Raw genomic sequence first — 12,378 nt, 5'->3', positions numbered from 1 at the left:
GACAGATCCGAACCGGCCGAGCTGGAGGGGGGACCCAGCCATGTCTGTGTCCGCAGAACCGACGTCCGTCGACCCGCGGCGCGACGGCTCCGCGCCCGCCGACACCGGGCTCGCGGGAGCGGACACCCTGCGTCCGCACGCCGAGGACGCCTTCGCGGACGAACTGACCGCGCTGGCCGCCCAGGACGACCGTCCGCGCCCGTCCCGCTGGCGCCTGTCGCCCTGGGCCGTCGCCACCTACCTGCTCGGCGGCACGCTGCCGGACGGCACGGTGATCACCCCCAAGTACGTGGGCCCGCGCCGGGTCGTGGAGGTCGCGGTGACCACCCTCGCCACCGACCGCGCCCTGCTGCTGCTCGGCGTGCCCGGAACGGCCAAGACCTGGGTCTCCGAGCACCTGGCCGCCGCCGTCAGCGGCGACTCCACCCTGCTAGTGCAGGGCACGGCCGGCACCCCGGAGGAGGCCATCCGCTACGGCTGGAACTACGCCCGGCTGCTGGCCCACGGCCCCAGCCGTGACGCCCTCGTCCCCAGCCCCGTGATGCGGGCCATGGCGGAGGGCAGGACGGCCCGCGTCGAGGAGCTGACCCGGATCCCGGCCGACGTCCAGGACTCCCTGATCACGATCCTGTCCGAGAAGACCCTGCCGATACCGGAGCTCGGGCAGGAGGTGCAGGCGGTCCGCGGCTTCAACCTGATCGCCACGGCCAACGACCGCGACCGCGGGGTCAACGAGCTGTCCAGCGCCCTGCGCCGCAGGTTCAACACGGTGGTGCTGCCGCTGCCGGAGACCCCGGAGGCGGAGGTCGACATCGTCACGCGCCGCGTGCGGCAGATCGGCCGGTCACTGGACCTGCCGGAGGCGCCCGAGGGCATCGACGAGATCCGCCGGGTCGTCACGGTCTTCCGCGAGCTGCGCGACGGCGTGACCACCGACGGCCGGACGAAGCTGAAGTCGCCCAGCGGCACGCTGTCGACCGCCGAGGCGATCTCGGTCGTCACGGGCGGACTGGCACTCGCCGCCCACTTCGGCGACGGCGTGCTGCGGGCCGGTGACGTCGCCGCGGGCGTTCTCGGCGCTGTCGTCCGCGACCCGGCGGCGGACCGTGTCGCCTGGCAGGAGTACCTGGAGACCGTCGTCCGCGAGCGCGACGGCTGGTCGGACTTCTACCGGGCCTGCCGCGAGGCCGGCGCGTGAACGGCGGCCGGGCACCGGCCGCCGGGGAGCCGCTGCTGCTCGGGGTGCGGCACCACGGCCCCGGGTCGGCGCGGGCCGTGCGGGCCGCGCTGGAGGCGGTCCGGCCGCGCGTCGTGCTGATCGAGGGCCCGCCCGAGGCCGACCCGCTCGTCCCGCTGGCCGCGGACGAGGCCATGCGTCCGCCGGTCGCCCTGCTCGCCCACGCCGTGGACGAGCCCGGCAGGTCGGCGTTCTGGCCGCTGGCCGCCTTCTCCCCGGAGTGGGTCGCGCTCCGCTGGGCCCTGCGGCACGGCGTGCCCGCCCGCTTCATCGACCTGCCGGCAAGCCACACCCTGGCCTGGGAGCGGGACGGGGACGAGCGGGACGGCGGCGCGGAGGCCGGGGCGGAACGGGACGCCGTGGACGACGACGTGCGGATCGATCCCCTGGGGGTGCTCGCCGGCACCGCCGGGTACGACGACGCCGAGCGCTGGTGGGAGGACGTCGTCGAACACCGGGGCGCGGGCAAGGGGGACGCGCTCGCGCCGTTCACCGCCCTCGAGGAGGCCATGACGGCCCTGCGGGAGACGTACGGCGGCGGGCACGAGCGGGACCTGATCCGGGAGGCCCACATGCGGCTGCGGATCCGGGAGGCGCAGCGGGAGGCCGGGGACGGCGTGGCCGTGGTGTGCGGGGCCTGGCACGTGCCGGCGCTGCGGCGGCGCACGGGCGTGACCGCCGACCGGGCGCTGCTCAAGGGCCTGCCGAGGATCAAGACGGACATGACCTGGGTGCCCTGGACCCACCGCAGGCTGTCCCGGGCCGGCGGCTACGGCGCGGGCATCGACTCCCCGGGGTGGTACGCGCACCTGTTCGCCGCCCCGGACCGGCCGGTCGAGCGGTGGCTGATCAAGGTCGCGGGGCTGCTGCGGGCCGAGGACCGGACCGTGTCGCCCGGCCACGTCATCGAGGCGGTGCGGCTCGCGGAGACCCTCGCCGCGCTGCGCGGAAGGCCGCTGCCCGGCCTGGGCGAGGCCACCGACGCCGTACGGGCGGTGATGTGCGAGGGGTCCGACGTGCCGCTGGCGCTGGTGCGCGACCGGTTGGTCGTCGACGATGTGCTGGGGGACGTGCCGGATTCGGCGCCCGCGGTCCCGCTGCAGCGGGACCTGGAGCGGACGCAGCGCCGGTTGCGGCTGAAACCGGAGGCGGCCGAGCGGGAGCTGGACCTCGACCTGCGCAGGGAGACCGACGCGGGCCGCAGCCGCCTGCTGCACCGGCTGCGGCTGCTCGGCATCGCCTGGGGCCGGCCGGCCGCCTCGCGGGGCGGCACCGGCACCTTCCGGGAGACCTGGCGGCTGCGCTGGGAGCCGGAGCTGGCCGTGCGCACGGCGGAGGCGGGGATGTGGGGGACGACCGTGCTCGCCGCCGCGACCGCCAAGGCGGAGGCGGACGCGGTCGCCGCGCGCGGCCTCGCCGACGTCACCGGCCTCGCGGAGCACTGCCTGCTGGCCGCCCTGCCCGAGGCGCTGCCGACGGTGATGCGGGTCCTCGCCGACCGGGCGGCCCTCGACACCGATGTCGCCCACCTCGCGCAGGCGCTCCCCGCCCTGGTCCGCTCGCTGCGCTACGGCGACGTCCGGGGCACCGACACCGCCGCGCTCGCCGGCGTCGCCGCGGGTCTCGCCGAGCGGGTCTTCGTCGGACTGCCCCCCGCCTGCACCGGCCTGGACGCCGACGCGGCCGAGGAGATGCGGCGCCGCGTCGACGCGGTGCACGGCGCGCTGGGCCTGCTCGGCGACGCCCCCGCGGCACGCGACGGGGGACTGCGCGCGCGCTGGCGCTCCGTGCTGCGGACGCTGTCCGCGCGGGACACCGTGCCGGGGGTGCTGCGCGGCCGGGCCGTGCGGCTGCTGCTGGACGAGGGGGAACTGGCGCAGGACGAGGCGGCGCGGCTCATGGGGCTCGTGCTCTCGCCCGGCACACCCCCGGCGGACGCGGCCGCGTGGATCGAGGGGTTCGTCGGAGGCTCCGGCGGCGGGCTGCTCCTGGTGCACGACGAGCGGCTGTTCGGCCTGGTCGACCGGTGGCTGACGGCCGTCCCGGCGGAGACGTTCACCGATGTGCTGCCGCTGCTGCGGCGGACGTTCTCCGCCTACGAGCCGGGGGTGCGGCGCACGCTCGGGGAACTGGTGCGCCGCGGGCCGGGCGGACCCGGCCGCACGGACGCCTTCACGGCCGGCGCGCCCGGTTTTGGACCGGGTGTGGACGCGGCGCGGGCGGACGCCGTCCTGCCGGTGCTGCGGCTGCTGCTGGGGCCGGACGCCGACGAGGAGACGCACGGGGAGCGAGCGGAGGTGCGGCGATGACGGAGGACGCGGCGGGGGAGCGGCTGCGCCGGTGGCGGCTCGTGCTCGGCGGGGACACGGCCGACGGCACCGGACACGCGCTGTCCGGACGGGACGCCGCGATCGACGACGCGCTCACCGCCCTCTACGGCAAGGACGACACCCCCAGGGCGGGGCGCGACCGGGCGGGAGGGCTCGGGGCGTCGGCACCCTCGGTGGCGCGCTGGCTCGGGGACATCCGCACGTACTTCCCCACCTCCGTCGTCCAGGTCGTGCAGCGCGACGCCATCGACCGGCTCGGCCTGGGCACGCTGCTGCTGGAGCCGGAGATGCTGGAGGCGGTCGAGGCCGACGTACACCTCGTCGGCACGCTGCTCTCCCTCGCCAAGGCGATGCCGGAGACGACGCGGGAGACGGCACGGGAGGTCGTGCGCAAGGTCGTCGAGGACCTGGAGCGGAGGCTCGCCACCCGCACCCGGGCCACCCTCACCGGCGCCCTCGACCGCGGCGCCCGCGTCCGCCGGCCCCGCCACCACGACATCGACTGGAACCGCACCGTCGCGGCCAACCTCCGGCACTACCTCCCCGACCACGGCACGGTCGTGCCCGAGCGGCTCGTCGGCTACGGGCGCGCCTCGAGGTCGGTGAAGAAGGAGGTGGTGCTCTGCGTGGACCAGTCCGGGTCGATGGCGTCGTCGGTCGTGTACGCCTCGGTGTTCGGGGCGGTCCTCGCGTCCATGCGGGCGGTCGCCACCCGGCTCGTCGTCTTCGACACCGAGGTGGCCGACCTGACCGAGCGTCTCGACGACCCGGTCGACGTGCTCTTCGCCACCCGGCTCGGCGGCGGCACGGACATCAACCGGGCGCTCGCCTACTGCCAGTCGCGCATCACCCGCCCCGCCGACACGGTCGTCGTGCTGATCAGCGACCTCTACGAAGGGGGGATACGCGACGAGATGCTCAAGCGGGTGGCGGCCGTCAAGGCGTCGGGCGCGCAGTTCGTGACACTGCTCGCCCTGTCCGACGAAGGGGCGCCCGCCTACGACAGGGAACACGCGGCGGCCCTCGCGGCGCTGGGGGCGCCGGCGTTCGCCTGCACCCCCGATCTGTTCCCGGAGGTGATGGCGGCGGCGATCGAGAAGCGCCCGCTGCCGATACCGGACGCGGGGGCCGGACCGGACTCCCCGCACTGAGACGGACGTGAGCGCCCATCGGCGACGCGGGGCACGCGGGCACGCGGGCGTCGCGTGCGAGAACCGGGGCCGTTCGATCGGGACCGTTGGATCGAGGACCCGCGAAGGCGCCCGCCTCGGACCCCCGCGCCCCCGCCCGCCGGGGCGCACAGCCCCGCGGCACCCGCACCGGCCGGCTGCCCCCGCCGCCTACGGCCCGCCGACCCCCGTAGCCGCCGCAAGCGCCACGGCCCCGGCAGCCACCCCCACACCCCCGCACCCCCCGCACCCCCCGCACCCCCCGCACCCCCCGCACCCCCCGCACCTCCCGCACCTCCCGCACCTCCCGCACCCCCCGCACCCCCCGTCCCGGCCGGAACCGCCGTGAACCGCCCCTCCCCGCGTCCTCCGGCGCGCACCCGCCTGCCGTCCGTTCCTGACTCACGGGTAATAAAAGATTCCGCGGGACACCAGGACCCGGACAGCCGAAAGCCGTCGGTTCGTCCGGACGCGGCCTCGCGGAGGGGTGGACGGCCCTCGTCGGGGAAGGGAGGCCGACCGCCCCGCAATCCCGGACCACGGGCGTGCCACGCCCCGTCCGGGTTGTCCGGCAGGGCCTCACCGGGCCGGCCCCAGCCCGGTGAGGCCCCTCACGCACGGCACGGCGTGCCGGAGAAGGCGGCATCATGTGACAGGTATCACCGCTCACGTGTGACCCGCGATTTAGAGCCTCCCCCTGTGCGGCGATAACCTGCGAGGCGGACATGCCGCGCGCTCGGACACCGTGTGCGCCTCCCTTGTGACAGAGCGGACGTCACGTTGCCCTTCGCGGCACGCCCACGCATCCAACGAACCGCGAGATCACTGATAGGGACGGAAGCGCGTGGACCTGTTCGAGTACCAGGCGAGGGACCTCTTCGCCAAGCACGATGTACCGGTGCTGGCCGGTGAAGTCATCGACACGCCTGAGGCGGCCCGCGCAGCCACGGAGCGTCTCGGCGGCAAGTCCGTCGTCAAGGCCCAGGTGAAGGTCGGCGGCCGTGGCAAGGCCGGCGGCGTGAAGCTCGCCGCGACCCCGGACGAGGCCGTCGCCCGCGCGACGGACATCCTCGGCATGGACATCAAGGGCCACACGGTCCACAAGGTGATGATCGCCGAGACGGCCCCGGAGATCCTGGAGGAGTACTACGTCTCCTTCCTCCTCGACCGTGCCAACCGCACCTTCCTCTCCATCGCGTCCGTCGAGGGCGGCGTGGAGATCGAGGAGGTGGCGGCCACCCGTCCGGAGGCCGTCGCCAAGATCGCGATCGACGCCATCGACGGTGTGGACGAGGCCAAGGCCCGCGAGATCGTCGAGGCCGCCAAGTTCCCGGCCGAGGTCGCGGACAAGGTCGCGAACGTCCTGATCAAGCTGTGGGACACCTTCATCAAGTCGGACGCCCTCCTCGTCGAGGTCAACCCGCTGGCGAAGGTCGCCTCCGGTGACGTCATCGCCCTGGACGGCAAGGTGTCGCTCGACGACAACGCCGAGTTCCGTCACCCCGAGTACGAGGAGCTCCAGGACAAGGCCGCGGCGAACCCGCTCGAGGCCGCCGCCAAGGAGAAGAACCTCAACTACGTCAAGCTCGACGGCGAGGTCGGCATCATCGGCAACGGCGCGGGTCTCGTCATGAGCACCCTGGACGTCGTCGCGTACGCCGGTGAGAAGCACGGCAACGTCAAGCCGGCCAACTTCCTGGACATCGGCGGTGGCGCCTCCGCCCAGGTCATGGCCAACGGCCTCGAGATCATCCTCGGCGACCCGGACGTCAAGTCCGTCTTCGTCAACGTCTTCGGCGGCATCACCGCCTGCGACGAGGTCGCCAACGGCATCGTCCAGGCCCTGAAGCTGCTGGAGGACCGCGGCGAGAAGGTCGAGAAGCCGCTCGTCGTCCGCCTCGACGGCAACAACGCCGAGCTCGGCCGGCAGATCCTCACCGACGCGAACCACCCGCTGGTGCAGCGCGTCGACACCATGGACGGCGCGGCCGACAAGGCCGCCGAGCTGGCCCACGCCGCCAAGTAAGCACTCAGGACGAGGACACCAACACACCATGGCTATCTGGCTCAACAAGGACAGCAAGGTCATCGTCCAGGGCATGACCGGCGCCACGGGCATGAAGCACACCAAGCTCATGCTCGGTGACGGCACGAACGTCGTGGGCGGCGTGAACCCGCGCAAGGCGGGTCAGACCGTGGACTTCGACGGCACCGAGGTACCCGTCTTCGGGACCGTCAAGGAGGCCATCGAGAAGACCGGCGCCAACGTCTCCGTCATCTTCGTGCCGGAGAAGTTCACCAAGGACGCGGTCGTCGAGGCCATCGACGCCGAGATCCCGCTGGCCGTCGTGATCACCGAGGGCATCGCCGTGCACGACACGGCCGCCTTCTGGGCGCACGCCGGCAAGAAGGGCAACAAGACCCGGATCATCGGCCCGAACTGCCCCGGCATCATCACCCCGGGCCAGTCGAACGTCGGTATCATCCCGGGCGACATCACCAAGCCGGGCCGCATCGGCCTGGTCTCGAAGTCCGGCACGCTGACGTACCAGATGATGTACGAGCTGCGTGACATCGGCTTCTCGACCGCCGTCGGCATCGGTGGCGACCCGATCATCGGCACCACGCACATCGACGCGCTCGCCGCGTTCGAGGCCGACCCCGAGACCGACCTCATCGTGATGATCGGTGAGATCGGCGGTGACGCCGAGGAGCGTGCCGCGGCGTTCATCAAGGACAACGTGACCAAGCCGGTCGTCGGCTACGTCGCGGGCTTCACCGCGCCGGAGGGCAAGACCATGGGTCACGCCGGCGCCATCGTCTCCGGTTCCTCCGGCACCGCGCAGGCGAAGAAGGAGGCCCTCGAGGCCGCCGGCGTCAAGGTCGGCAAGACGCCGACCGAGACCGCCAAGCTGGCGCGCGCGATCCTCGCCGGCTGAACCGCCGGCGCGACAGCGCATCGTACGGGTGGGCCCGTTCCCCGCGGTGGGGGGCGGGCCCACCCGTCTTCGCGTACCGCCCCTGCCCCGCCCGGTGGGGTCAGCGGGCCTGGGGCGTCAGGCGTTCGGGGCCGTCGAGCAGGGCCTCGCGCAGCCGAGCGCGCAGCTCACGCCGCTCGTCCGGGAGCGGGCCGGGCGCCACCCGGGGCGGCAGGCCCCGCACCGTCTCGCCCGGCGGCACGGGCGGCACGTAGTGCGTGGGCGCCGTGTGCAGGGTCATCGCCGTGCTGCCGATCAGGACGACGGTGACGGCCGTCACCGTCCGCGTCCGCAGACGCGCCCGGCGCTCGCCGCCGCCGCGCACCGCCGCCGGCTCCGCCGCCCGCGTCCGTCCGGTGGACGCCAGCTCCGCCAGCCGGTCGTGCAGTTCCCCCGGATCGGCCAGCTCCGGCAGCCGCTCCGCGAGGACCTCCCGCGCGCACATCAGCCGCCCGGCCGCCGCCCGGGTGCTGGCCTCCGTCTCCGCCGCCGTCTCGGGCAGGTCCAGGCCGACGCCGTCGTACAGCACGAGCGTGCGGCGGTACGGCGGCGGCAGGCTCAGCAGCGCGTCCAGCAGCACGCGGTCCTCCTCCTCGGGCGGCGGGGGGTCGGGGTGCCGGTAGCGGTGGCGGAGGCGGTGCCAGGGGGAGAGGGCCCAGTCGTGCGTGGCCGCGCGCACCCAGCCGGCCGGGTCCGGGTCGCGCGCCACCTCCGGCCAGTGGTCCCACGCCCGCTGGAAGGCCCGCTCCACGGACTCGTGCGCGAGGTCGCGCCGTCCGGTGAGCAGGTACGCCTGCCGGACGAGGGTGGGCGCGCAGTACGCGTACAGCGCGTCGAAGGCCTGAGCGGGCGCCAGGTACGGGGACGCCTCCCGCGGGGCGGGGGCGGTCACCGACGCGCGGCCCCTGCCCGCCGACCGCCCGCCCCGCCCCGGCAACAACGCCCGCGCCCAGGACGGCCCCCTCCGCCTCCGCGACCCGGTCCCGGACGAGCGGCCGCGGCTCGATCCCGGCTCGTCCTTCGGTCCCGGCTCGCCCTCCGACCTAGGCTCGTCCTTCGGTCCCGGCTCGTCCTTCGGCCTCGGCTCGCCCTCCGACCTCGGCCTGCCTTCTGCCCCCGGCTTGTCCCGCGACCCCGGCTTGTCCTCCGGCTCGGCTCCGCCTTCCGAACCCGGCCCGTCTTCCGAACCCGGCCCGTCTTCCGAACCCGGCCCGTCTTCCGAACCCGGCCCGTCTTCCGAACCCGGCCCGTCTTCCGAACCCGGCCCGCCTTCCGACACGCGTCCGCTCTCCGGCTCCGGTCCGCCTCCCGGCGGGGACGCGTCTTCCGGCTCCCGGCCGCCGCCCGACCCGTGTCCCGCTTCTCGCGACGGTCCGGCTCCGGGTTCCGGCTTGTCCGCCGGTTCCCGTTCGGCATCCGGATTCGCCCCGTCTTCCGGCACCGGTTCGCCGTGCGGCGCGGGTTCACCCTCGGGCACCGGTCCGCTTCCCGGCGTCGGACCGGCCGCCGGCTCCGCTGCACCTGCCCCGGCCTCCGGCCACGGGCCGCCGGCAGGGGACGGCCGGGCCTCCGGCGGCGGAGGCGGGACCGGAGGTGACGGCGTGTCCGCTTCCGTCGGAGAGGTCGTCACCGTGATCCCGGGCACCGGTGCCAGGACGAACGCGGCGGGGTCGGTGGGCGTACCCCGGTCCGAGCCGTCGCCGCTTCCGGCCGCCGTCGCACGGATCGTCACCATGGCGGGCCGACCAGCCGGCTGACTCTCCGTCGCAAGGGCGGTCAGCAGGTCCGCGTACGCCTTGCGGTTCCGGCCTCGTGGCGTGCTGCGGCCGGACTCCCACGCCCGCACCGTGTCGGGGCGCACGCCGAGCCGTCCGGCGAGCTGAGCGCGTGTCAGCGAGCCGGCCTCACGCAGGCGTCGGCGTTCCTTGGGCGGGGGGAGCGGGATGGCGGGGCGCCGTGTCACTGGACGTCCCTCAGTACGAAAAAGCACATAAGCGTATTTTTAGCGACACAGCCGGTCTTCGCTCGTTACACCGGAAAAGCGCGTGTCGTTGGGAGCATGGCGGGCGTGATCCAGACGACCGTACGCCGATCGACGCCGGCCTCCCTGCTCCTCCGGCGGCGCCGCCGCTCGCCCGGACTGGCCTCCGGCCTTGTCGGTGGCGCCCTCGCGGCCGGGCTGGGCCTCGCGGCGTTCACCGTGCTCGTGATGCTGCTGTGGGTCAGCTCGCCGTACCCGGACAGCGGACCCGGTGGAGCCCTGCACGTCGCGGCGGCGCTCTGGCTGCTGGCGCACGGCGCCGAACTGGTCCGTGTGGACACCCTCTCCGGCGCCCCCGCCCCGATGGGCGTGCCCCCGCTGCTGCTCCTCGTGGTGCCGCTGTGGCTGCTGCACCGGGCGGCGCGGGACACCGCCGAGGGAGGCGCCCGCGACGACGCCCCGCTGGTGCCCGGACGTACCGCGTGGGCGGGCGTCGTCCTCGGCTACCTCGCCGTCGGCGCCCCCGCCGCCCTCCACGCCGCCGGCGGTGTGCTGCGGCCCGCGTGGGCGCCGACGGCGGTGTGCGTGCCGCTGGTCGCGGCGGTGGCTGCCGGGGCGGGGGTGTGGACCGCGTACGGACGGCCCAGCGGACCGCTGGAGCGACTGCTGGGTGCGGTACTGCCCCGGGGCGCGCGCCACCTGGTGCTGGGCCCGGACGGCCGCCCCGGTGTGGCGGCGCGCGCGGCGGCGGCGGGGGCGACGGTGCTGGTCGCGGGCGGGGCGGTGCTGCTGACGGTGTCGCTGGTGTGGCACGGCGGCGAGACCCGCGGGGCGTTCGGGCGGCTGGCCGAGGGCTGGTCGGGGTGGGTGGCGGTGGCGCTCCTCTGCGTCACGCTGCTGCCGAACGCGGCGGTGTGGGCGGCGGCCTACGCCCTCGGCCCCGGCTTCCTGCTCGGCGCCGGGGCCTCGGTGACGCCGTTCGGTTCGCGGGACGCGCCGCTTCTGCCGCCGTTCCCGCTGCTGGCGGCGGTGCCGGACCCGGGCGCGGGCACGGCGCTGCACGGGGCGGTCGTGGCGGTGCCGCTGGCGGCGGGGGCGGTGGTCGGCTGGTTCGTCGGCCGGGGGTCCGTGACGGGCGGGGGGCGGCTCGGCGCCCGGACGGCGGGCCGGACCGCGGGTGCGGCGGTTCTCGCGGCGGCACTGTGCGGGATGCTGCTGGCGCTGCTCGCCGGGCTGGCGGGCGGTCCGCTGGGCACGGCCGCGCTGGCCCGGTTCGGCCCGGTGTGGTGGCAGGTGGGCGCGGCGACGGCGGTGTGGCTCGGGCTGACGGCGGCCCCGACGGCCCTGACCGTACGGGCCTGGCGCCGCCGGCGGTCGTACGGGCGGGACGGGGGCGACGGGCGTCCGGGCCGTGTGGCCGCGCCCCGTCGCCGTCCGGTCGTTCCGCGTCCGGCCGGAAGGACGCGGCGCCCCCGCCGCCGCTGACTCGTCCGGAACCACGAGCAGGGCGTCCCGCGGCCGGTCCCGCCCGCCGCCCAGGACGAGCCCTGCCTGCTCCTCGACCACGACGACGGCGACGACGGCGACAACGACAACGACGGCGACGGCACCTCACCCTCCGCCCTCGACGTACGCCAGTGGCGCTCGGCCCCCAGAACGCCGGACCCCGTCCGCCCGCGTGAGCGGGCGGACGGGGTCCGGCGGACTCCCCGCGCGCTTCCCGTCAGCCTTCCTCGTCCAGCAGACCGCGCAGCTGCTCCGGCAGATGGTCGCCGCAGGACTGGCGCGCCTGCTGCGTGAGGGCGTCGCTGGTGCACTCGTAGTAGTCGCTGTAGACCAGGCGGGCGCCGAAGACCCCGGCCACCAGGAGCAGCGCCAGCGACCCCAGGACCAGGCCGCTGATCGCCGCCGTGGTCTGCGGGCGGGCCTTCTGCTCGGACGCCGGGGTGTCCGGGTCCTGCCCGCGGGGCTTGACGCGCAGGGCGCTGATGCCCCAGTACAGGGCGAGAGCGCCCAGCAGCAGCGCCAGGTACGGCCAGTTGAAGAGGGCGAAGAAGAAGGCCCACATGCCGCCCAGCAGGGCGTAGCGCGCGCGGCGCTGCGCCGGGTCCGTGGGGTCCCAGCGCATGCCCGGGCCCTGCTGGCCGCCGCCTTGCCCCTCCGGGCCGCGCGGGCGCTCGCCGAAGCCGCCGGGCGAGCGGCCGGGCTGCCGGTCGCTCCAGTTGCGGCCCCAGGGTGAACGGCCGCCCCCCTCCCCGCCGCCCGAGGGGTGACGGGGCTGCCAGGGGCGGTCGGGCGTGCCCTCCGGCGGGGGCGCGAACGGGTTGTCGTCCTGACCGGCCCCCTGGCCCTGGGCGTCGCGGCGGTCGTCGCCGGCCTCGCCCTGGGAGGCGTCGGGGGACGAGGACGGGCGCTCCCGCAGCAGCACGGCGCCACGCTCCCCTCCCTGGGCCGACTGCTGGGGGAACGTGAGGAGTCGCAGGCTGCGGTCCGGCATCAAGTGAGCGTCTTCCCCTTTGTGAAGCACGGCGTGGGTGCGGTGTGACCGCCTCGCACGACGTATCGACTACGAGTGAGCTGTGAGCTGGTGCGTTCCCGTCAGCTCCGCGCGGCCCGGGTCCGTCGCCCTGTGAACGATCGGTGCGCGGTCCGCGTTCCCGTGCGCCCCGGCGTCCAGGACTCG

At 75.4% G+C, this 12,378-nt stretch carries 8 protein-coding genes and 1 pseudogene; 6 read left to right on the top strand and 3 right to left on the bottom strand.

The annotated features are described in order from the left end of the window. The first annotated feature begins 40 nt into the window (after positions 1-40). The 5 genes from ACIQ8B_RS21770 (at position 41) to sucD (ending at position 7,675) form a co-directional block, all read left to right on the top strand. Positions 41-1,198 (top strand): AAA family ATPase, encoded by a 1,158-nt coding sequence (locus tag ACIQ8B_RS21770; RefSeq protein WP_403548864.1) that lies wholly within the window; start codon positions 41-43, stop codon positions 1,196-1,198. Beyond that, positions 1,195-3,546, top strand: coding sequence for a DUF5682 family protein (locus tag ACIQ8B_RS21765; protein ID WP_403548862.1), 2,352 nt, complete (start codon positions 1,195-1,197; stop codon positions 3,544-3,546). The genes ACIQ8B_RS21770 and ACIQ8B_RS21765 overlap by 4 nt, the downstream gene beginning before the upstream one ends. Further along, complete coding sequence (locus ACIQ8B_RS21760) at positions 3,543-4,718, top strand: VWA domain-containing protein (protein ID WP_403548860.1); 1,176 nt, start codon at positions 3,543-3,545, stop codon at positions 4,716-4,718. Before ACIQ8B_RS21765 ends, ACIQ8B_RS21760 begins: the two co-directional genes overlap by 4 nt. 862 nt (positions 4,719-5,580) lie before the next feature. Then, positions 5,581-6,762 carry an ADP-forming succinate--CoA ligase subunit beta gene (sucC, locus tag ACIQ8B_RS21755; RefSeq protein ID WP_290009903.1) on the top strand — a complete coding sequence of 394 codons (1,182 nt, stop codon included), beginning with the start codon at positions 5,581-5,583 and terminating at the stop codon, positions 6,760-6,762. Positions 6,763-6,790: 28 nt separating this feature from the next. Continuing rightward, positions 6,791-7,675 (top strand): succinate--CoA ligase subunit alpha, encoded by an 885-nt coding sequence (gene sucD, locus ACIQ8B_RS21750; protein ID WP_290009902.1) that lies wholly within the window; start codon positions 6,791-6,793, stop codon positions 7,673-7,675. A gap of 100 nt (positions 7,676-7,775) precedes the next feature. Here the strand turns inward: sucD and ACIQ8B_RS21745 are convergent, their stop codons facing one another. Both ACIQ8B_RS21745 and ACIQ8B_RS21740 read right to left on the bottom strand, forming a co-directional pair. Further along, positions 7,776-8,606 (bottom strand): RNA polymerase sigma factor, encoded by an 831-nt coding sequence (locus tag ACIQ8B_RS21745; protein WP_403549020.1) that lies wholly within the window; start codon positions 8,604-8,606, stop codon positions 7,776-7,778. A 900-nt stretch (positions 8,607-9,506) separates the two neighbouring features. Next, positions 9,507-9,677 (bottom strand): annotated as a pseudogene (locus ACIQ8B_RS21740) (helix-turn-helix domain-containing protein); the annotation flags it as partial. A 96-nt stretch (positions 9,678-9,773) separates the two neighbouring features. Here ACIQ8B_RS21740 and ACIQ8B_RS21735 point away from each other — a divergent pair. Next, a complete protein-coding gene (locus tag ACIQ8B_RS21735) occupies positions 9,774-11,180 on the top strand; it encodes a DUF6350 family protein (RefSeq protein WP_403548857.1) in 1,407 nt (468 codons plus the stop codon). A 238-nt stretch (positions 11,181-11,418) separates the two neighbouring features. On the opposite strand, the gene ACIQ8B_RS21730 is transcribed toward ACIQ8B_RS21735, so the two are convergent. Further along, the gene (locus tag ACIQ8B_RS21730) at positions 11,419-12,192 is read right to left on the bottom strand and encodes a hypothetical protein (RefSeq protein ID WP_403548855.1); all 774 of its coding nucleotides are present in this window, start codon (positions 12,190-12,192) and stop codon (positions 11,419-11,421) included. Positions 12,193-12,378 lie beyond the last annotated feature (186 nt).

Source organism: Streptomyces sp. NPDC096105 (assembly GCF_044763335.1).
Classification (GTDB): domain Bacteria; phylum Actinomycetota; class Actinomycetes; order Streptomycetales; family Streptomycetaceae; genus Streptomyces.
The sequence above is the reverse complement of the archived record's forward strand: the minus strand, read 5'-3'. Positions and strand labels throughout refer to the sequence as shown.